The organism is Methylophaga lonarensis MPL (genome assembly GCF_000349205.1).
Classification (GTDB): Bacteria; Pseudomonadota; Gammaproteobacteria; order Nitrosococcales; family Methylophagaceae; genus Methylophaga; species Methylophaga lonarensis.
Genome location: NZ_APHR01000027.1, coordinates 42,190 through 62,935, shown reverse-complemented (window position 1 = coordinate 62,935; position 20,746 = coordinate 42,190). Strand labels below are relative to the sequence as shown.

Here is a 20,746-nt window from a genome sequence, read left to right as displayed (position 1 = left end):
TCAGATTGAATGAACTATAGATTGTTGTGAATGGACTTATTGCATAGAGGCAATCAACAAAAAAAAGGGACTGACAATGACTACACAAGCACACATTCTGATCGTCGATGATGTGCCTGACAACATACAAGTGGCAATGAACTTCCTCAAGGAAGAACCCTATCAACTGTCTTTTGCCACCAAGGGTCAGGAAGCGCTGGCACTGATGCGAGTCAATAGCTACGATTTGGTACTGCTGGATATCATGATGCCTGAAATGGACGGATATGAAGTCTGTCGACGCATCAAAGCAGAACCAAAACTACAAAACATCCCCATTATTTTTGTCACAGCCAGAACCGATATTGATTCGATGAGTAAAGGTTTTCAATGCGGTGGAGTTGATTACATTACCAAGCCCTTTCACGCTGAAGAGTTATTGGCCAGAGTCAAAACACACACCGAATTGCATCAAGCCAAGCAACTGCTGGCACAGACCAACACGAACCTGCAGAACAAACTGCAGATGAGTCAGCGAAGGTTGATGACCGAGCTGGAGCAAAATCAAATTGAGATGATCTACATGCTCACCGAGTTGATGGAGAGCACTTCAGATGAGACCGGCAAACACATTCGCCGGGTAGCCGAATGCTCAAGATTGCTGGCCTATTATCACGAAAGTCTTAACGACGAAGATGCCGATATTATCTTTCATGCCGCACCGATGCATGACATTGGCAAGATCACTATCCCGCATGAAATATTGCACAAGAACGGTCGCCTCACCGAGGACGAGTTCGAAATCATGAAATCACACACCACCCGCGCCTATGAGATTCTGAAAAATTCCAGGCGCAAATATACTCGTGCCGCCGCCATCATCGCGCATCAACATCACGAAAAATGGGATGGTAGCGGTTATCCTCAAGGCTTGAAGGGCGAAAATATTCACCTCTACGGACGCATTGTTGCGTTGATTGACGTGTTTGATGCCCTGTTACACAAGCGAGTTTATAAAGAACCTTGGACGCTCGAAGACACGGTCGAATACATCCGTAGCCAGCGAGGCCATCAATTCGATCCTTATCTGGTGGACCTGTTGCTGGAACATGTTGATGAGTTTGTTGCGGTCGAACGTCTGTAGCCGCTTGCTCCTATGCTGGCTATTGTTGGCTGCACCTGCCGCCGCTGAACGACCTCAATTTACTGATGCTGAACAACAATGGATTATCGACAATCCACAGATCACACTGGGGGCTGACTATAGCTGGGCTCCTTATGACTTTGCCAATGCAGAAGGCGAACACGATGGTATCGCCGCCGATATTCTGGCGCTTATCAGTGAAAAAAGCGGCTTGGAAATTATTGTCAAACCGGCAGTCTGGGCAGAGACCCTCAGCAATGTCGAAAATGGTCTTTTACATGGGCTGAGCTGTGCAGCCGAAACGCCACAGAGACTCAGCTATCTCAACTTCACTGCACCTTATGTCTCCATGTCGTTGGGCATCATTACCCAGCAACAACGTGATGACATTCACAGTGTCGGTGATCTGACTGGCAAGACAGTCGCCCTCAACGAGGGCTCTTATTTGCACGAATGGATGGTCAAACACCACCCGGATATCGAGCTGTTGCTGACTGATTCCAATGACGCTTCACTGACCGCAGTTTCTTTCTCGCAAGCAGATGCCTATATCGGCAATATTGCGGTCGCGACCATCATCATGCGGGAGCGGTATCTTTCAAACCTCAAAATTGCGGCACCATTTCCTGGACTGGACACTCACGCATCAGTTGCCATCCATCATGACTATCCTTTGCTGTTCAACATTATCGAAAAAAGCCTGGCCGCCATCAGCACTCGTGAGCGAGCAGCAATCATGGAAAAATGGTACGCCGCCAGCAGTGCTGGTACGGCTTTTGAAATATTGCCTGCGCCAAAAAAATCCTTACATCTCAGCGCCGAACAGCAACAATGGATTGCACAATCAGGACCGCTGATTGTCGGGGTTGATCCCTATTGGCCACCCTTTGATTATCTGGATCGCCAGGGCGAACATCGAGGTATTGCCGCCGATTATCTGCGGCTTATCAGTGAGCGAACGGGTCTGCAATTTGAAGTCGCCCATTTACCGGATTGGCCGTCAGTGCTTGAGGCGGCACGGCAAGGTGAGATAGACATCGTAGCGGCTTTGTCGCGCAATGAAGAGCGGGAACAGTTCCTGGATTTATCTGATGCCTTCATCGAATTTCCGCTGGCCATCAGTTCAACCCAATTTGGCTATTTGAGCGGCCTGCAAGAGTTTTCCGGCAAACGAGTGGGCGTCGTCGCAGACTATTTTCCTGAATCCGTTCTACGCGATCACTTTCCGAAAATCGAGCGGGTTCAGGTGGAATCCATTGATGACGGATTCAGGCTCTTGGCTGCCAACCGCATTGATGCCTATTTCGACAATATTGCAGCCATCAGTTACAGCACACGCCAATCAGGGCTCACCCATCTGAGCACCACGGTGATTCCTGAATTTAACGCGGACCTGCATGTGGGTGTTGTCAAAGGCAACGAAATGCTCCTCAGCATCATCAATGCCGCACTCGAATCCATCAGCGAGGAGGAACATCGCGCTATCGAACAACGATGGCTATCAGTGACTGTACTTGAGACGACTGACTACACGCTGCTGATACAAATCATGGCAGGTTTGTTACTGGTGTTACTGGCAAGCGCTTTCTGGAATCGACGTTTGCACAAGGAAGTCGCCCGACGCAGAGCTTCCGAACAGCAACTGAAAGAAAGTGAGGCACAGCTTTCCAAGCTGATTAATGCCATGCCAATCAGCTTGTTAGTGACTGAGCGGAAAACGGGCCAGATCCTGCTGGCCAATGCCTGGAGTTATCAGGAGCTGGGATTTAACGAACAGCAACGTTCTGAACTATCGGCACGCGAGTTCTATGATCCACCCTCTCAGCGGGAGCAAATTATCAACAAGCTGGATGAGAATGGCGAATTACGTAATGAACTCATCGAAATCAGAACACTCAGAGGCGAACTCATCCATACACTGTTAACCGTCATCAGCATCAATTACCGTGGCATACCTGCTTATCTGGGATTTTTTCTCAATATCAACGAGCGAATAGCACTGGAAAAATCCCTGAAGGAAGCCAAGGCTGCGGCCGAATCGGCCAATCAGGCCAAATCCCAGTTTCTCGCCAATATGAGTCATGAGATTCGCACGCCCATGAACGCCATTCTTGGCTTTGCCGAATTACTCGGTGAACAAGTCAATGATGCAAGACTTAAATCATTTACTCACACCATCCAGAGTGCTGGAAACACGCTGATGATTTTGATCAATGACATTCTTGATCTATCAAAAATTGAGGCAGGCAAGCTTGAACTGGTTGTGACCGCCTGCCATCTTCGGCATTTGTTTGAAGATATCAGCAACATGTTCGCCTTGCAGCTTCGGCAGAAGGATCTGGCACTGGTGCTGGAGATTGATGACAGCCTGCCGGACAGCGTACTTCTGGATCCGACGCGACTGCGGCAGATTCTGTTCAATCTGCTCAGCAATGCAGTGAAGTTTACTGACGAAGGTAAAATTACCCTACGTGTCAAAGTACGCAATCACCTTGAACATCTAAGCAAACTTGATTTGCTGATTGAAGTTGAAGATACCGGCGTCGGCATTCCAGCACATGAAGTCGCCCATATTTTCGAGAGCTTTACTCAACAATCCGGCCAGGATTTCAGAAAATATGGTGGTACCGGACTGGGACTCAGTATTACCCAGCGTCTGGTCGAAATGATGAACGGTGAAATTACCGTTCAAAGTAAGCCCGGCAAAGGCGCCTGTTTTTCAATTGAGTTACGCGAAGTCAGCATCGCATCAGTAATCGCCGAAAGACAGCTTGAACAGGCCTTATCCTTTGATGCCAGTCGCATCAAATTCCGCCCGGCCACGCTGCTGGTGGTGGACGATATTGAAGACAACCGACAACTCATTACCAACCTGTTTGCTGACACCAAAGTCAAGGTCATCGAGGCTGAAAATGGTGCTGAAGCCGTGAATATTGTCAAACAGCAGGCCATAGACCTGATATTGATGGATATTCGCATGCCGGTAATGGATGGATATGAAGCTGCCGAACGGATCAAACAAATGGCCCCCACCATTCCCATTGTCGCCCTGACCGCATCGGTCATGCAGAGTGATTATGAAAAAGGTCGAGAAAGTCAGTTTGATGCCTATCTGCGAAAACCAATACTGAAAAATGATCTGTTCCTCACCCTGTCGAAATATATTCGCCATGAGCAAACAGAACCTGAACCTGAGCAAACAGATGTTGATTTGAGCACATTACCTGCGGAACAGAGGCAACAAATCCGCGAACGCATGGATAACGAAATCCAGACCTTATGGCTCAGAGCACGACGCAGCAACAGCATAAGCGACATTCACTTATTTGCTGACAGTGTTGCCGCACTGGCCAGCGCTTATGCACTTCCCCAACTGGATCGCTACGCAACTCTGTTGCTGGAACGGCTGGCCGCGTTTGATATTGACGGCATGCAAAGATTGCTCAAAGACTTTGCTGAGCTCAGTAAAACGCTGTTAAATGACTCGCCCGATACGGAATAACCCTGCATTTTATGGGCTGATTTTCTGTTGTGCTCTGCTTACAATAGCCGCTTTTGGCAGTTAAACATTACATGTAATGTCTGAGAAAATTGACAGACCTGACCGGGAGTGGCGACAGCTGCTGACCGAAGAACAGTTCAGAGTCACCCGCAGTGCAGGCACCGAAGCCCCCTTTAGCGGTATCTATCACAATCACAACGCTCCCGGCACTTATCACTGTGTCTGTTGTGATGAAGCGTTGTTTTCCTCTGAAGACAAATTCGATGCGGGTTGTGGCTGGCCCAGTTTTTCTGCCCAGATAGAGCACGGTGTCGTGACGCATCATGCCGACTACAGTCACGGTATGGATCGCACCGAAGTCCGCTGTCATCGTTGTGATGCGCATCTTGGTCACATCTTCGATGATGGCCCAGCCCCTACCGGATTACGCTATTGCATCAATTCCATCGCACTGGATTTTAATGAAGACAACTGACTGGACGTTGTACATCATCGAAGCTGCCAATGGTCATTTGTATACCGGCATTACCACAGATTTAACACGTCGCCTGCAGCAACATCAATCCGGCAAGGGCGCTCGATTCTTTGCCAGCAGCCAAGCCAAGCAAGTGGTTTATCAAGAATCTTATCCCGACAGAAGCAGTGCCAGTCGCCGTGAAGCTGCTATCAAAAAACTCAGCCGTCAGGCAAAGCTTGATTTGATTGCAAGCTCAATCTCGCAATCAAGATAATCCGATCCCAAGCATGTACAATAGGCGCTTTTTTCCGGAGTGATCGCGCTTCGGGGTTGCCACAGGACACATCACCTTGCTTAGTACCGCCAATATCACCATGCAATTCGGGGCCAAGCCCTTGTTTGAGAATGTCTCAGTCAAATTCGGCGATGGCAATCGCTACGGTTTGATTGGCGCCAATGGCTGCGGCAAATCGACCTTCATGAAAATTCTTGCCGGTGTACAGGAGCCGACTTCCGGTAATGTGATTTACGATCCGAATGAAACCTATGCGGTGCTCAAACAGGATCAATTCGCTTACGAAGATCAGCGCGTCATTGACGTGGTGATCATGGGTAATAAAGCGCTGTGGGAAGTCCATCACGAACGCGATCGCATCTATAACCTGCCAGAAATGAGCGAGGAAGACGGTATCAAAGTCGCCGAGCTGGAAGGTCTTTATGCCGAGATGGATGGCTACACCGCAGAATCACGAGCAGGTGAGTTATTGCTGGGCGTAGGTATTCCTGTTGAGCAACACTACGGCCCGATGAGCGAAATCGCTCCCGGCTGGAAATTAAGGATTTTGCTGGCTCAAGTACTGTTCGCCGATCCCGATATCATGCTGCTGGATGAGCCGACCAACCACCTTGATATCAACACCATCCGCTGGCTGGAAGACATACTGAACCAGCGAAACAGCACCATGATTATCATTTCCCATGATCGCCATTTTCTGAACAGTGTCTGTACTCACATGGCCGATATGGATTACGGTGAACTGCGTGTCTATCCTGGCAATTATGATGACTACATGCTGGCATCCACTCAGGCCCGTGAACGTCAACTGGCTGACAATGCCAAGAAAAAAGCCCAGATCAAGGAACTGCAGGAATTTGTTTCAAGGTTTTCTGCAAACGCTTCCAAAGCCAAGCAAGCAACATCACGGCAAAAACAAATCGAAAAAATTCAAGCTCGATGACATTAAGCCATCCAGCCGGGTCAATCCTTATATCCGTTTCAGCCAGGACAAAAAACTGTTCCGTAATGCGCTTGAAGTGAGCAAACTCAGTCAAGGCTACGAAACAGAACACCCTCTGTTTACCAATTTTAGTTTCATGGCCGAAGTCGGTGAGCGAATTGCGGTTATTGGACCTAACGGTATTGGTAAAACCACACTGGTCAAAACACTGGTGGGAGAGTTGCCGGCCACTAGCGGTGAAGTCAAATGGTCAGAAAATGCCAACATTGGTTATTACGCACAGGACCATGACCATCTGTTCAAGAATGAAATGACATTGTTGGAGTGGATGTCCCAATGGGGTGGCCCGGAAGATGATGAACAAGTGATTCGTGGCACTCTCGGTCGCCTCTTGTTCTCCGGCAATATGATCGACAAGAAAGTCCATGTGCTGTCGGGTGGTGAAAAAGGCCGTATGTTGTTTGGCAAGCTGATTTTGCAACGGCCCAATATTCTGGTGATGGATGAACCGACCAATCACATGGATATGGAGTCTATCGAGTCACTGAATATGGCGCTGGAGCAATATGACGGCACGTTGATCTTCGTCTCGCATGACCGTGAATTTGTCTCTTCGCTGGCAACTCGAATCTTCGATATGCAGGCCAGTGGCATTACCGATTTCAGTGGCAGCTATGATGATTATCTGAAAAGCCAGGGCATTAACTGAACAGAACTCAAGCGAGTTTCGCCTGTCACAATTTCGTGCTAATTTGGCCCTTCAACCACTTAAAACAGGTAATTTCTCATGCTCAGAAACCTATCGTTGTTCAGTGCGTTAATGCTCAGTCTGATGATTTTCAGCATCCCGGCTCAGGCCGACACCGCAACTGAGATAGATATCGGTGTCGATGAAACCCTCGCCGAATTCAAAAAGCAGGTCAACGGTGGTGAGCGCTTTCTGGAAAAAGCCAAAGGTGTGCTGGTGTTTCCAAAAGTCATCAAAGCGGGCTTTGGCATTGGTGGTGAATACGGTGAAGGCGCACTACGTGTCGGCGGTCAAACCGTTGATTACTACAACACTGCTGGCGCCTCGATTGGTTTTCAGCTGGGCGCACAAATGAAATCCATCGTCGTTGTGTTTCTGACCGATGACGCCTTGAATAATTTTCGCAACAGCAGCGGCTGGAAAGCAGGTGTCGATGGTTCGGTTGCAGTCGTTGAATGGGGGGTCGGTGAAGACATCAATACCGTCGATATTCAATCACCCATTGCAGGCTTTGTTTTCAACAACAAAGGGCTGATGTACAACCTGACCCTGGAAGGCTCCAAGTTCACCAAAATCAATCGTTAAGCGGATCTGGGTCGCTGGGGCTTGTTGACCTTTGCCAGCCGTTTCTGCTGACGACTGTTTTTGTGTCCAACAAGCCCCCTGTTCATTGGTGACCCAATAGCTCAATCCTCAATCCGAAAACCGATTTTCAGAGTGACCTGCCAGTATTTGACCTTACCCTCCTCAATGTAGCCACGGGTATCGGTCACCTGAAACCAGTGTATGTGCTTGATGGTTTCGGCCGCCTTGGCAATCGCTAACTCAATCGCATGATCGGAACTGGTAGCAGAGCTACCGGTTACTTCGATATGTTTGTACACATGCTCAGTCATCACACTCTCCTTATTTACGCAGATAAATAAACCAGTAAAACAAGCCAACAAACACACTGCCACCGACGATATTGCCCAAGGTGACCGGGATCAGGTTGTGCCATAAAAAGCCGCTGACAGACAGCTGGGATGAGACTTGATTAACCAATGCCGAACTCACCAGCGGGTCGGTCTGTGCCAACAAACCGGCTGGAATAAAAAACATATTGGCCACAGAGTGCTCAAATCCCAGAGCCACAAAGGCGGTAATTGGAAACAGTACTGCCAGAATCTTGTCCGTGACACTGCGTCCGGCATAACACAGCCATACCGCAAGACAGACCAGGATGTTGCACAAAACGCCACGGGTAAATGCCTCCATCCAGGTCAGGTTGACCTTGGCATCAGCAATCATCACCGCATGTGCGCCAACGGCGCCCTGAGCCCCCTGCCAGTGGCCGCTGAAATAAATCAGCAGTGCAATACCTATCGCACCGACAAAATTACCCAAATAGACCAGGCCCCAATTATTCAGCAATTGCCTGAGCGTCACCTGACCATCCACATAAGCCATGACAATCAGATTATTACCGGTAAATAATTCCGCGCCAGCTACCACCACCAGAATCAGGCCAAGACAAAAAGCCAAGCCTCCCAGCAGTCGCAACACACCTGCCGCCAGGCCACCCGCATCAAAGGTCACAACTGTAAACAAGGCAGCGCCGAAAGCAATGAAGGCGCCTGCCAATAGCGACAAGGCCACAACCCGCAGTGGATCACCTTTGCTCTTAACGACGCCCAACTGCTGAATTCGTCCAGCAATCTCTTTTGGGCTATAGGCATCTATCGAAAATGGGTCCATGAGATACTCCTGAGGTTTCTCTTTGCATGATGAACCATGACCAGGCAACTGACCAGCCATGTGGAATAAATAAATGATTTCTCTGTCTTTTATTCAAAAGAGCACGTACAATACCCGGTGGTATTTCTCCCGCCTTCAGTTTTGATTGCAAAACTGACTTTCACAGGTTATTTCATGTCCACAGAACAACTCGATCAATTGCCCTCATTTGCTGAGTCAGGGCTGGCTCCTGCTATTTTACGTGCTGTCAGCGAAGCGGGTTACGAAACCCCCTCGCCGATTCAGGCACAAAGTATTCCCCCTTTACTCGAAGGTCGTGACCTGCTCGGTCAAGCGCAAACCGGTACCGGCAAAACAGCAGCATTTTCGCTGCCTCTGCTGAGTCGACTGGATGTGCGCAAATCAGGTACACAACTGTTAGTGCTTGCACCGACTCGTGAACTGGCAATTCAAGTCTCGGAAGCGATGCAAACTTATGCGCGCCATCTGAAAGAATTCCACATTCTGCCGATCTACGGCGGTCAAAGTATGAGCATTCAATTACGCGCGCTGAAACGCCAGCCTCAAGTGGTTGTCGGAACTCCGGGCCGTATCCTCGATCATATCCGCCGTGGCACGCTCAAACTGGATCAGCTCAGTGCGCTGGTACTTGATGAAGCAGATGAAATGCTGCGCATGGGCTTTATCGACGATGTTGAAACCATCTTGCAGGAAACACCTGAAACACGTCAGGTGGCACTGTTTTCGGCCACGATGCCAGGACCGATTCATCGCGTTGCCCAGCGCTACCTCAAAGATCCGGTAGAAGTTCGCATCAAGAGCAAGACATCCACCGTAGACACTATCAACCAGCGATACTGGCAAGTGACCGGTGTGCACAAGCTTGATGCATTGACACGCATTCTCGAAATCGAAGATTTCGATGGCATGATCATTTTCGTTCGCACCAAAAACGCAACTGTCGAACTGGCTGAAAAGCTGGAAGCACGTGGCTATGCAAGTGCTGCACTCAATGGTGACATGAACCAGGCACTACGTGAAAAAACCATCGAGCGCATGAAGAAAGGTCAGATTGATATTCTGATCGCCACCGACGTGGCCGCCCGTGGTCTTGATATCGAACGTATGAGTCATGTGGTGAATTACGATATTCCCTACGATACAGAGTCCTACGTGCATCGTATCGGCCGCACAGGTCGCGCCGGCCGTAAAGGTGAAGCCATCTTGTTTGTCTCACCACGCGAAAAACGTATGTTGATGGCCATCGAAAAAGCAACCCGTCAAACCATCAATAAAATGCAACTGCCCAGCAGCGAAGAAGTGGCAGACCGCCGGGTGATGCAATTCAAGGAACAACTCAGTGAAACCATTGAGTCACAGGATCTGAGTTTCTTCGAAACCCTGATCACTCAATATCAGCAGGAACACAACGCTGATCCGATTGAAGTGGCCGCCGCCATGGCGTTCCTGCTGCAAAAGAGTCGACCGTTGCTGCCCGTCAAACATGTTCGTGAAAGACCCGAGCGGCCTGAACGTGACCATGACAGACATTCAGCTTCAGACAGTCGCGGTAAAAAAGCACGTGAGCCACGAGCACCACGTGCAGCCCGACCTCATGTCACTGAAACCGGCATGCAGACTTATCGGGTTGAAGTGGGCCGTGAACAGCAGATCGAACCCAAGCATCTGGTCGGCGCTATCGCCAATGAAGCCGGAATCGACAGTCAGTTTATCGGGCGCATCACTATCAACGATGATCACAGCCTGATTGATCTGCCAGAAGGCATGCCGCGCGACGTGTTCCAGCACCTGCGTAAAACATGGGTGAATAACCATCAGATGAACATCAGTCTGATTGAAGATCTGGAATCTGCCGTGCCAACTGAAGATTCAGCTCGAAGCTTCAAACGTAAATCCGGCAGTGGCCCGAAAAGTTTCGACAAAAGTAAGTCACGCAAGAAATCAACACAAGATCGCTCAAAATAGTCCTTTGACTAGGTGGGCGGGTGTCGCAACCCGCCCATTCTCTTTGCCAGACCAACGCAAGGCAACTTCCTCAAACAGATCCGGCATGCCACAATAAACGCCATGCTGAATCTTATCTGGATCGCTTTTTTCCTTATCGCCTTTTGCGTCGCGTTGTTCCGGCTTATTTATCTTGGTGACACCGAGGTATTTGGCGAGTTAATGGACGCGATGTTCAGCTTGTCTCGCACCGCTTTTGAAATTTCCATTGGCCTGACCGGTATTCTGGCCCTCTGGCTGGGCATCATGAAGATTGGTGAACGCAGCGGCTTTGTCGAGTTGTTAACCCGTGGTCTAAGCCCGCTGTTTGTGCGCTTAATGCCCGAAGTTCCCAAAAACCATCCGGCACTGGGTGCCATGGTGATGAATATTTCGGCCAATGCACTGGGCCTGGATAATGCTGCGACACCGCTCGGTATCAAGGCAATGAAAGAGCTGCAAACACTTAATCCCAGCAAAACAACCGCCAGCAATGCCCAGATTCTGTTTCTGGTGATCAACACCTCGGCAGTTACCTTGTTTCCGGTCACCATATTCACTTACCGGGCTCAGATGGGCGCCGCTAACCCGACTGATGTGTTCATTCCAATCTTGCTGGCGACTTATTGTTCAACCATGGTGGGCTTATTGACGGTTGCCTGGGTGCAGCGTATCAATTTGCTGGACCGTGTCATTGCTGCCTATCTGGGTGGTTTTACGCTATTGATAGCTGCACTGCTGTTCTATTTCGTCAGCCTGCCACAAGCTGAGATGCTGACCCAATCGGCTTTAATCAGTAACGTCATTTTGTTTGCACTGGTGATCATGTTTATCGGTGCTGCGGCTATCCGCAAAATCAATGCCTACGAAGCCTTTATTGAAGGCGCCAAGGAAGGCTTTGAAACCGCCGTTCGAATCATTCCCTATCTGGTTGCCATGCTGGTTGCCATTGGCGTGTTCCGTGCCAGTGGTGCATTGGATATCTTGTTTGATCTGCTACGCAGTCTGGTATTGAGCCTTGGCATGGATGATCGCTTTATTGACGCGATGCCAACCGCATTTATGAAGCCCTTCAGCGGCAGCGGTGCCAGAGCCATGATGGTTGATACCATGCAAACGCATGGTGCTGACTCCTTTGCTGGCAGACTGGCGTCCATGGTGCAAGGCAGCACGGAAACCACCTTCTATGTGTTGGCGGTTTATTTTGGTGCTGTGGGTATCCGTAATATCCGTCATGCAGTGGGCTGTGGCCTGGCAGCAGATATTGCCGGCATTACTGCAGCCATCATAATCGCCTATTGGTTCTTCGGCTGAATCTGATGAAACCGGTCTGCAATATCCTGCCGCTGGTCTGAAAACATGCTCCGCAGAAATAGATATACAGCGCTATTCATTTTCTGTTAAATTTCAGCGCCTGCCGAACGGCTTGACCGCTCTGTGCACTGACTTTTAAGCACTCAGGAGTGCCTATGTCTGCGACTCCCCCGCCCCCAGCCGAATCTGAATTGTATGATCTGATTGCCAATGATCTGTTCGAACAAGGCTACTCTATCGTACCGGATGCCTTTTCTCATGCTCTGACACATGATCTATACCGTCGGGTCGCCAGACTTGATGAACACAATGATCTGCAATTAGCCGGGGTAGGCAGAGAGACTGACTTTCAAATCAACACAGCCATTCGCGGCGATGAAACTCGCTGGCTGAGCGATACCCATAAAGTTGACGCCGCCTATTTGCAGCAAATGGCTGATTTTCGCCTGGCAATTAATCGCCGATTGTTTCTGGGATTATTCGACTATGAAGCCCATTATGCACACTACGCCCCAAGTGCTTTCTATAAGCGGCATATGGATGCATTCAAAGGCGGCGACTCCAGACGCGTACTGACCACCGTGTTATATTTGAATCAGGACTGGCAAGCGACTGATGGCGGTCAACTGGTGATTTATGACAAGGACAGCGACCAGATTATCAGCACAGTCATGCCAGAAATGGGCACTTTGGTTGTTTTTCTCAGTGAGGACTTTCCGCATGAGGTTCTTGCCTGCAAGCGTGACCGTTACAGTATTGCTGGCTGGTTTCGCATTCAGGATCCCATGCAAGCACCGGCAATATGAGTGAACTGGAATTACTGCAATTAGGGCAGCCCTTGCTGCGTCGCAAAGCCAAACCGGTCAGTGATATTCACTCCGACCGGTGTCGGCAGATTATCGAATTGCTCACAGAGCAGGTCATACAACGACAAGGCATGGGCATCGCGGCAACCCAGCTGGGATTTGATCAGCAAATATTCATTATGTGCAGTCACCCCAATGACCGTTATCCCGACGCCCCAGAAATGCCCATCACCACCGTGATCAATCCTCAGATTTTAAGCAGCTCTGAACATCAAATCAGTGACTGGGAGGGCTGCCTGAGCATCCCCGGACTTCGCGCCAAAGTCTCGCGCCCTCAATCCATTGAAGTAGCCTACACGCTGCAAGACGGGACTAAAGTGCAAACCCGCTATGATGGATTTTTAGCCAGATTATTCCAACACGAATATGATCATCTTCAGGGTCTATTGTTTATTGACCGGGTGTCGTCTACTGACGATATGATGACCGAAAAAGTCTGGCAACAGCAGTATGCCAGTCGATCTCGAAACACAGCCATTGAAGGTACTCAGCATGGGGCAGCGCTTTGATGAACTCTCGGATAGATTAATCAGCTTTATCCAGCAACAACATTTGTTTTTTGTCGGTACAGCGACCTCGGACAGTCGGGTCAATATTTCCCCCAAAGGGATGGATTCTCTGCGAGTGCTTAATTCCAAGCGCGTACTCTGGCTGAATGTGACGGGCAGTGGCAATGAAACTGCCGCGCATATTCAACAACAAAATCGAATGACACTGATGTTTGCCGCCTTTGAGGGCAAGCCCTTGATTCTGCGTATCTACGGCACAGCGCGGGTGATTCACCATAATGATGCCGAGTGGTTACAGTTATATACATTATTTGACCCACTGCCCGGCGCACGACAGATTTTTGACCTCAAGGTTGAACTGGTGCAAACCTCGTGCGGCATGGCAGTGCCGTTATTTCAATATGCAGGTGAACGTGAACAACTGAATCAATGGGCCGAAAAGAAAGGTGAAACCGGCATACGGCAATACTGGCAGGAAAAGAATCGTCACAGTATTGATGGGCTCAGCACTGACATTGAGAAAAATCTGGACTGACCATGCTGGAACTCACTGAGTACAGCAAATTTGTCATCGCCTTGCTGGCCGTGGTCGACCCGTTGAGCATTATTCCCATATTTATCGGCCTGACGGCCACACTGTCTGTGGAAAACCGCGCCAGAGCCGCCAGACTGGCAGTGCTGACCACGATGGTCATTCTATTGATTGCAGTGGTTGCAGGTGAAATGATTCTGGCGTTTTTTGGTATCAGCATTCACTCGTTCCGGGTCGCTGGAGGGCTGTTGCTGTTACTGATGTCGATTGCCATGCTCAAATCTGGTCCAGATGCTGAACGCCAATCAACCGCCACTGAGTTTATTCATTCTGGACATTCCATCGGCGCAGTGCCACTGGCAATGCCGCTACTGGCTGGCCCAGGCGCCATCAGTCTGGTCATCATCAATGCCCACAAAGGTGATGGCATTGCTCACTACGGCTTACTCAGCGCCGGAATTTTGCTGCTCGGAGTAGTGCTCTGGCTGACCTTTAAAATGGTACCCTGGATTGCCAGTCGAATGGGTGCGATGAGTATCAATATCTCAACCCGGATCATGGGGCTGATTGTTGCCGCCATTGCCATTGAGTTTATTGCCAGCGGCTTGAGAGGTCTGTTTCCGGCCTTAAGCTGAGTGACCAAACATCTGACCGACTGCAACCGTCAATGCTGCAGACCGTTGAGGATTTCTCAGAGCCTGCATTACCGGTTCACGCATATCCGGCAGGAACATCAAATCTGCCAGCAAATGACTGAATCCGGCCTGACCGGCTGAATTGACGGCCAATTGTTCTACATAGAGCTGACACAGATCCGGCAGTTTAAGTATCGGCCAGAGTCGACCGCTGATCACCGCCAATATTTCAACGTCAACACTGCATGGGTGCTTAAGCACTGCCTGCACGGCATGTTCAATCAAGCCCATCGCATCACTGTTGGATATCGCTCTCAAGAAGGCCGTGAGCCGTGTGATCTCCGGTGCTGATTGCTGCAACTCCAAATCGATCAATTGCGCTAGCTGCTCAACCAGTCGTACAGGCGGTCGCGCATGCTCTAAAAAGCTGCAAAGCATTTGCAGTGGCTGCATTGGTAGGCTGGGCAATCGTTTGATTAGCCCCTGACAGTGCTTATCATCATCGAGCCTTATCGCAACATCAGCCACGCCTTGCATCGCCAGGTTTTGCCATTCCAGCGTAGTGTCTTGAGTCGTGAAGTATTGAAGTGCGGTGGTGTAATGGCTGGAGGCAGGCAGTTTTAGCGTGGCTCGGGCCTGGGCATGAAACGCCGCCATTTTGTCATCGCGCGGTGAAAACACAAACGGGCTGTCCTGCAACACACCTTCAAGTTTTCCGCCCTGAGCAGCGGCCAGCATTGAAGCTCCGACCCGCTCCAATAGCATGACCAAAAACTCATCACGACTGGCTTGAATCAACAAGCCCTGCTCATCCAGTGGGAAACGCAAAAACCAGACATATTGCCGCTCAGTATCGGCGGGCAACCAGAAAATCAGACCCAACAGCGCCTGGCGCTGAAAGGGATAGGGATAAGCCTGATTTGCCAGTTCAAATTGCTGGAACTGCTCGGTAGATAGTTTGCTGACACGACGGCCGAGATCAAAAACTCGATATTTCGCGCCAATCTGGTTCAGAAGTTCTGCCAGTGTGGTAACGGATTCCAAAGTACTCATCTGACAATCAGGTACGGTATTCTGCGTTGATTTTCACGTAATCATAAGAGAAGTCACAGGTCCAGACCGTTTCTGAAGCCGCGCCACGTCCCAGCAATACGCGAATGCTGATTTCGGCATTGTTCATGACTTGTTGGCCCTTGTCTTCGGTATAGTCCAGTGCCGGCTGGCCCGCTTCAATCACGCAAACATCATCGAGAAAAATGGAAATCTTCGATAGGTCCAGTTCAACCAGACCGCTGCGGCCAACGCAGGCGAGGATTCTGCCCCAGTTAGGATCAGAGGCAAACAAGGCCGTTTTCACCAGCGGCGAATGCGCAATGGTGTAAGCCACCTGACAGCACTCATCTGAAGTTTTACCTTGTTCAACCACGATACTGATGAATTTGGTTGCACCTTCACCATCACGCACAATGGCTTGAGCAAGATAGCGACAAACCTTGGCTACGGCATCAGCTAACTGCTGATATTGAGCACTGTGACTATTGTCGATCAGTGTATTGGCCGCCTGTCCGGTAGCCATTAATACACAGGCATCATTGGTCGAAGTATCACCATCCACCGAGATTCGGTTGAACGATTCATTCATGACGTCATTGAGCAGCGGTTGCAACAACTCTGGAGCAATAGCCGCGTCTGTCGCTATGTAGGCCAGCATCGTTGCCATATCCGGGCGAATCATGCCAGCACCTTTGCTGATACCAGTCACCGTAACTTCACGTCCGTCTATCAGAACGTGCTCAGAGGTCGCCTTGGCAACGGTATCAGTGGTCATGATGCCGTAGGCAGCATCAAACCAACCATCGGCGGAAAGATTGTCAAAAGCTGAAGGCAATGCCTGCTCGATTTTTGCTACCGGCAATTGCTGACCGATAACTCCGGTAGAAAAAGGCAGAACCTGCTGCGGTAATACGTGACCATGAGTGGCCACGGCACCACAACATTGCCTGGCTGCAGCCAGACCCTGATCGCCGGTTCCTGCATTGGCATTACCTGAGTTGACCAACAAAAAGCGCGGTGTTGCCTGTTGTTGATGTTCCCGAGCAACGATGACTGGCGCAGCACAAAAAGCGTTTCGTGTGTATACCGCGGCACAATGACTACCTTCAGCCATTTCAATCAACACCACATCTTTTCTGCCCGGTGTTTTGATGCCGGCACTGGCAACCGCCAGACGAATGCCCGCGACTGGCAATAGTGCGTGTTTGTCGGGAGGTGAAAGATTCACCGCCATTATTTCAACGCCCCGTGACAGTGCTTGTATTTTTTGCCTGAACCACAGGGGCAAGGATCATTACGTCCAACCTTTTCACCTTCACGGGTAAAAGGTTGTGCCTGTCTAGGCTCTTCTTCCTGTGCATCTGATTGGCCTGTCAGGGCTTCAGGCTCAGCATGCTGGTACTGCACGCTTGCCGATTGCCGACGCTGCTCTTCAACCGCTTCTACATCCTCGGGTGCACGCACCTTAACTTTGGAAAGCAGCATCACCACATCACGTTTGATCGACACCAGCATGCTGGAAAACAGCTGGAAGGCTTCACGCTTGTATTCCTGTTTAGGATCTTTCTGGGCATAGCCGCGCAGGTTAATGCCCTGACGCAGATAATCCATCTGTGCAAGGTGCTCTTTCCATTGGCTATCCAGCGTCTGCAGCATGATGGCTTTTTCAAAATGACGCATCAGTTCTGAACCGACAGTATTTTCTTTTTCCTGATAGGTCTGTTCTGCAGATTCAACAATCTTGTCACGCAGTGATTCTTCATGCAGCGTGTCATCTTCTTCAAGCCATTTGCTCAGTGGCAAGTCGAGACCAAAGTCTTCCTGCAGGGCCTGCTCAAGTCCCGGCACATTCCACTGCTCGTCAATACTGTTTGGTGGAATGTAGAGACTAATCACGTCATTGATAACGGTTCGGCGCATTGACTTAACCGTTTCAGAAACATCATCCGCAGACATCAGCTCATTGCGTTGCTCATAAACCACTTTACGCTGGTCGTTGGCGACATCATCAAATTCAAGCAATTGTTTACGGATATCGAAGTTATGACCTTCTACCTTGCGTTGCGCGTTTTCAATCGCACGGCTGACCCAGGGATGCTCGATGGCTTCGCCGTCTTCCATGCCCAGTTTTTGCATCAAACCGGCCATGCGGTCAGAAGCAAAGATGCGCATTAGATTATCTTCCAGTGACAGATAGAATCTGGTCGAACCCGGGTCACCCTGGCGTCCAGAACGTCCACGCAACTGATTATCAATGCGTCGTGACTCATGACGTTCAGTACCGATGATATGCAGGCCACCGGCAGCTAATACAGCATCATGACGCGCCTGCCATTCTGCCTTGATGTTGGCTTTTTCAGCCGGGTCCGGATTCTCGCCCAGTTTCTCGAGCTCAACTTCCAGGCTGCCGCCAAGCACAATGTCCGTGCCTCGACCCGCCATATTGGTTGCGATAGTAACTGCGCCAGGGCGGCCTGCCTGAGCAATGATGTGCGCTTCCTTTTCATGAAACTTGGCGTTGAGCACTTCATGAGGAATTTTGGCTTTTTTCAGCAGATTATTCAGGTACTCAGAACTCTCAATTGAGGCTGTACCCACCAGAACAGGCTGTTTACGGGCGACGCATTCCTTGATGTCTTCAAGGATGGCATCATATTTTTCACGTGCTGTCAGATAAATGCGATCCGCTTCATCCTTACGCAACATTTCCCTGTGAGTGGGAATCACGATGACCTCAAGTCCGTAGATCGATTGCAGCTCAAATGCCTCGGTATCTGCGGTACCGGTCATGCCGGAGAGTTTTTCGTAGAGTCGGAAATAATTCTGGAAAGTAATTGAAGCCAGTGTCTGGTTTTCGTTCTGAACTGAGACACCTTCCTTGGCTTCAATCGCTTGATGCAAACCCTCTGACCAGCGTCTGCCCGGCATGGTTCTGCCGGTGAACTCATCGACGATGACCACCTGGTCATTTTGGACAATATAGTCAACATCCCGGTGAAACAGCACATGTGCTCGTAACGCGGCGTTGACATGATGCATCAAGCCAATATTGGCGGCATCGTAAAGACTGGCATCCTCTTCCAGCAAACCGGCTTCTGTGAGCAGTTGCTCAATCTTCTCGTGGCCCGCTTCTGTGAAAAATACCTGTTTGTTTTTCTCGTCAACCGTGTAGTCGCCAGGAACGGTAACATCGTCGCCCTCACCTTCCTGCTTGGAAAGATTCGGAATCAGCACATTGATTTGCTGATAACGCTCTGAGCTGTCTTCGGCCGGTCCGGAGATAATCAGTGGTGTTCTGGCTTCGTCAATCAGAATCGAGTCAACCTCATCCACTACGGCAAAATGCAGTTTGCGTTGAACCTTGTCTTCAATACGAAACGCCATATTGTCGCGAAGGTAGTCAAAGCCAAATTCATTATTGGTGCCGTAGGTAATATCGGCAGCATAAGCCTCACGACGCTCTTCATTACTCAAGCCGGAAACGATGACTCCAGTGGTCAGGCCAAGAAAGCCATAGAGTCGACTCATCCAGGCCGAGTCACGTCGGGCCAGGTAATCATTCACAGTGATGACGTGAACGCCTTCACCTTTCAACGCGTTGAGATATACCGCCAGCGTAGCGACCAGTGTTTTACCTTCACCGGTTTTCATTTCGGCAATTTTGCCTTGATGCAGCACCATACCGCCGATCATTTGCACGTCAAAGTGACGCATTTCCAGCACACGCCTACCGGCTTCACGCACCACAGCAAATGCTTCAGGCAAGATATCATCCAGCGTTTTTCCCTCAGCAAGTTGCTGCTTGAACTCAGCTGTTTTAGCCTGCAAGGCTGCATCATCAAGCTGTTCTATGATGGGTTCTAGCGCATTGATCTCGTCGACAACTTTCTGAAGTTTTTTGACTACACGTTCATTACGACTGCCAAAAATTTTGCTGAAAAACTTGCTAACCATGTGTTTACCTGTTGTTGGAATACGGCGAAACCCGACCAATTTGTCTCAAATCGGCTGATTATAGCGCTTACGTCTGGATATATCGAACGGCCAATGTCTGAATGTGGCGATGCATACCCTGAATTACAAGGGTATGCCTGACAGAATCAGTTCAGATAGTTGTATGGATTGACTGGCTTTCCATCCCTGATCACTTCATAGTGCACATGCGGTGCTGTGGAACGACCGGTCGAACCCATCAGTGCAATGACCTGTCCTCTGCTGACACGCTCACCTGGCTCGACCTTGAGGGTCTTATTATGGGCGTAACGGGTGACATATCCATTGCCATGATCAATTTCAATCAGGCCGCCATAATCACCTCGCATACCCGACCAGCTGACAATGCCATCGGCGACAGCATGGACGGTAGTGCCTTCCCTTCCAGCGAAATCCAGTCCGCGATGAAAAGCCTTACGACCACTGAAGGGATCAACACGCTGACCATAGAAAGAAGAAAGCCAGGTTTTATCTTCGGGAACCGGTTTACCAAAAGGGATTGCAGAAGTGATGTTATCGTTGGTGATCAAGAAATCCTGAAGGCTGCTTAACCGAGTACCTTGCGCTGAGAAAGCGGCTGACAGCCAGTCCAGTCCTTGTTCGAATTCGTGACTGCTGAGCCAGTCACCAGAAAATTCGATGCCGCCAACACCCGCAGGCTCATCCAGCATGAATTCGCTGATATCAAGCCCTGCAACCTCGGCCAAGCGTTCGCTGAGCACCTTCAAGCGAATTGCTTCAGCCTGCAGTCCGCCCAGCTGCTTTGCGTAAAAGCCGTGAATGCTGTCTTGCTCAGATAATCTGGGTGCCGGTTGAGATAGTCGAGGTGTGTATGTGAAAGTGGGCAGGTAATCTGGTGATGAAGCTGGCAGCGAACGCTGTTGAGACCAATGATGCAGGGAAATCGCGCTTAAGCCCAACAATGTCAGTAGGGTTAGCGCAATCAGCGTCAGGCGGAGTGGCGTAAGATGCCAATGCCTGTGCCCGGTTTTGTTTGCGGATATGATTATTACTTGCACTGTATCTCAAACCTGT

General features: G+C 49.9%; 17 protein-coding genes and 1 pseudogene. 12 read left to right on the top strand and 6 right to left on the bottom strand.

Annotated features, from left to right (window positions below):
- Positions 1-76 precede the first annotated feature (76 nt).
- From MPL1_RS05610 to MPL1_RS05585, 6 genes and pseudogenes are all read left to right on the top strand, one after another.
- Positions 77-1,123: an HD domain-containing phosphohydrolase gene (locus MPL1_RS05610; RefSeq protein ID WP_009726156.1), complete on the top strand. Its 1,047-nt coding sequence runs from the start codon at positions 77-79 to the stop codon at positions 1,121-1,123.
- Positions 1,095-4,625 carry a transporter substrate-binding domain-containing protein gene (locus MPL1_RS13225; protein ID WP_009726155.1) on the top strand — a complete coding sequence of 1,177 codons (3,531 nt, stop codon included), beginning with the start codon at positions 1,095-1,097 and terminating at the stop codon, positions 4,623-4,625. Before MPL1_RS05610 ends, MPL1_RS13225 begins: the two co-directional genes overlap by 29 nt.
- A gap of 76 nt (positions 4,626-4,701) precedes the next feature.
- Complete coding sequence (gene msrB / locus MPL1_RS05600) at positions 4,702-5,100, top strand: peptide-methionine (R)-S-oxide reductase MsrB (RefSeq protein ID WP_009726154.1); 399 nt, start codon at positions 4,702-4,704, stop codon at positions 5,098-5,100.
- Positions 5,087-5,356: a GIY-YIG nuclease family protein gene (locus tag MPL1_RS05595; RefSeq protein WP_009726153.1), complete on the top strand. Its 270-nt coding sequence runs from the start codon at positions 5,087-5,089 to the stop codon at positions 5,354-5,356. The genes msrB and MPL1_RS05595 overlap by 14 nt, the downstream gene beginning before the upstream one ends.
- 76 nt (positions 5,357-5,432) lie before the next feature.
- Positions 5,433-7,029: pseudogene (locus tag MPL1_RS05590) on the top strand (ABC-F family ATPase).
- A 78-nt stretch (positions 7,030-7,107) separates the two neighbouring features.
- The gene (locus MPL1_RS05585; protein ID WP_009726152.1) at positions 7,108-7,653 is read left to right on the top strand and encodes a BPSL1445 family SYLF domain-containing lipoprotein; all 546 of its coding nucleotides are present in this window, start codon (positions 7,108-7,110) and stop codon (positions 7,651-7,653) included.
- 101 nt (positions 7,654-7,754) lie between these two features.
- Here MPL1_RS05585 and MPL1_RS05580 read toward each other — a convergent pair whose 3' ends face one another.
- Together MPL1_RS05580 and MPL1_RS05575 are read right to left on the bottom strand one after the other, a co-directional pair.
- Complete coding sequence (locus MPL1_RS05580; protein WP_009726151.1) at positions 7,755-7,964, bottom strand: dodecin; 210 nt, start codon at positions 7,962-7,964, stop codon at positions 7,755-7,757.
- Between the two features lie 10 nt (positions 7,965-7,974).
- Positions 7,975-8,805, bottom strand: a complete 831-nt coding sequence (locus MPL1_RS05575) for a formate/nitrite transporter family protein (protein WP_009726150.1) — start codon at positions 8,803-8,805, stop codon at positions 7,975-7,977.
- Positions 8,806-8,979: 174 nt separating this feature from the next.
- Here MPL1_RS05575 and MPL1_RS05570 point away from each other — a divergent pair, with 174 nt between their 5' ends.
- The 6 genes from MPL1_RS05570 to MPL1_RS05545 all read left to right on the top strand — a co-directional run bounded on the left by MPL1_RS05570 (position 8,980) and on the right by MPL1_RS05545 (position 14,665).
- Positions 8,980-10,791 (top strand): DEAD/DEAH box helicase, encoded by a 1,812-nt coding sequence (locus tag MPL1_RS05570; protein WP_051057012.1) that lies wholly within the window; start codon positions 8,980-8,982, stop codon positions 10,789-10,791.
- A gap of 102 nt (positions 10,792-10,893) precedes the next feature.
- Positions 10,894-12,123, top strand: coding sequence for a nucleoside recognition domain-containing protein (locus MPL1_RS05565; protein ID WP_009726148.1), 1,230 nt, complete (start codon positions 10,894-10,896; stop codon positions 12,121-12,123).
- Between the two features lie 155 nt (positions 12,124-12,278).
- Positions 12,279-12,929, top strand: coding sequence for a 2OG-Fe(II) oxygenase (locus MPL1_RS05560; RefSeq protein ID WP_009726147.1), 651 nt, complete (start codon positions 12,279-12,281; stop codon positions 12,927-12,929).
- A complete protein-coding gene (def, locus tag MPL1_RS05555) occupies positions 12,926-13,498 on the top strand; it encodes a peptide deformylase (protein ID WP_009726146.1) in 573 nt (190 codons plus the stop codon). The genes MPL1_RS05560 and def overlap by 4 nt, the downstream gene beginning before the upstream one ends.
- Complete coding sequence (locus MPL1_RS05550; RefSeq protein WP_235045539.1) at positions 13,440-14,033, top strand: pyridoxamine 5'-phosphate oxidase family protein; 594 nt, start codon at positions 13,440-13,442, stop codon at positions 14,031-14,033. Before def ends, MPL1_RS05550 begins: the two co-directional genes overlap by 59 nt.
- A 2-nt stretch (positions 14,034-14,035) precedes the next feature.
- Positions 14,036-14,665, top strand: coding sequence for an NAAT family transporter (locus MPL1_RS05545; protein ID WP_009726144.1), 630 nt, complete (start codon positions 14,036-14,038; stop codon positions 14,663-14,665).
- Here the strand turns inward: MPL1_RS05545 and MPL1_RS05540 are convergent.
- From MPL1_RS05540 to MPL1_RS05525, 4 genes are all read right to left on the bottom strand, one after another.
- Positions 14,657-15,718: a DUF3549 family protein gene (locus MPL1_RS05540; protein ID WP_009726143.1), complete on the bottom strand. Its 1,062-nt coding sequence runs from the start codon at positions 15,716-15,718 to the stop codon at positions 14,657-14,659. The genes MPL1_RS05545 and MPL1_RS05540 overlap by 9 nt on opposite strands.
- 7 nt (positions 15,719-15,725) lie before the next feature.
- Positions 15,726-16,952 (bottom strand): bifunctional glutamate N-acetyltransferase/amino-acid acetyltransferase ArgJ, encoded by a 1,227-nt coding sequence (gene argJ / locus MPL1_RS05535; protein WP_009726142.1) that lies wholly within the window; start codon positions 16,950-16,952, stop codon positions 15,726-15,728.
- The gene (gene secA / locus MPL1_RS05530; protein WP_009726141.1) at positions 16,952-19,672 is read right to left on the bottom strand and encodes a preprotein translocase subunit SecA; all 2,721 of its coding nucleotides are present in this window, start codon (positions 19,670-19,672) and stop codon (positions 16,952-16,954) included. Before secA ends, argJ begins: the two co-directional genes overlap by 1 nt.
- A 146-nt stretch (positions 19,673-19,818) precedes the next feature.
- Positions 19,819-20,730 (bottom strand): M23 family metallopeptidase, encoded by a 912-nt coding sequence (locus MPL1_RS05525; protein WP_009726140.1) that lies wholly within the window; start codon positions 20,728-20,730, stop codon positions 19,819-19,821.
- Positions 20,731-20,746 lie beyond the last annotated feature (16 nt).

Bases quoted from the DNA above. Each gene is read 5' to 3' on its own strand.
- MPL1_RS05610 (WP_009726156.1), top strand. From the start codon at position 77: ATGACTACACAAGCACACATTCTGATCGTCGATGATGTGCCTGACAAC.
- MPL1_RS13225 (WP_009726155.1), top strand. From the start codon at position 1,095: ATGAGTTTGTTGCGGTCGAACGTCTGTAGCCGCTTGCTCCTATGCTGG.
- msrB (WP_009726154.1), top strand. From the start codon at position 4,702: ATGTCTGAGAAAATTGACAGACCTGACCGGGAGTGGCGACAGCTGCTG.
- MPL1_RS05595 (WP_009726153.1), top strand. From the start codon at position 5,087: ATGAAGACAACTGACTGGACGTTGTACATCATCGAAGCTGCCAATGGT.
- MPL1_RS05585 (WP_009726152.1), top strand. From the start codon at position 7,108: ATGCTCAGAAACCTATCGTTGTTCAGTGCGTTAATGCTCAGTCTGATG.
- MPL1_RS05580 (WP_009726151.1), bottom strand. From the start codon at position 7,964: ATGACTGAGCATGTGTACAAACATATCGAAGTAACCGGTAGCTCTGCT.
- MPL1_RS05575 (WP_009726150.1), bottom strand. From the start codon at position 8,805: ATGGACCCATTTTCGATAGATGCCTATAGCCCAAAAGAGATTGCTGGA.
- MPL1_RS05570 (WP_051057012.1), top strand. From the start codon at position 8,980: ATGTCCACAGAACAACTCGATCAATTGCCCTCATTTGCTGAGTCAGGG.
- MPL1_RS05565 (WP_009726148.1), top strand. From the start codon at position 10,894: ATGCTGAATCTTATCTGGATCGCTTTTTTCCTTATCGCCTTTTGCGTC.
- MPL1_RS05560 (WP_009726147.1), top strand. From the start codon at position 12,279: ATGTCTGCGACTCCCCCGCCCCCAGCCGAATCTGAATTGTATGATCTG.
- def (WP_009726146.1), top strand. From the start codon at position 12,926: ATGAGTGAACTGGAATTACTGCAATTAGGGCAGCCCTTGCTGCGTCGC.
- MPL1_RS05550 (WP_235045539.1), top strand. From the start codon at position 13,440: ATGCCAGTCGATCTCGAAACACAGCCATTGAAGGTACTCAGCATGGGG.
- MPL1_RS05545 (WP_009726144.1), top strand. From the start codon at position 14,036: ATGCTGGAACTCACTGAGTACAGCAAATTTGTCATCGCCTTGCTGGCC.
- MPL1_RS05540 (WP_009726143.1), bottom strand. From the start codon at position 15,718: ATGAGTACTTTGGAATCCGTTACCACACTGGCAGAACTTCTGAACCAG.
- argJ (WP_009726142.1), bottom strand. From the start codon at position 16,952: ATGGCGGTGAATCTTTCACCTCCCGACAAACACGCACTATTGCCAGTC.
- secA (WP_009726141.1), bottom strand. From the start codon at position 19,672: ATGGTTAGCAAGTTTTTCAGCAAAATTTTTGGCAGTCGTAATGAACGT.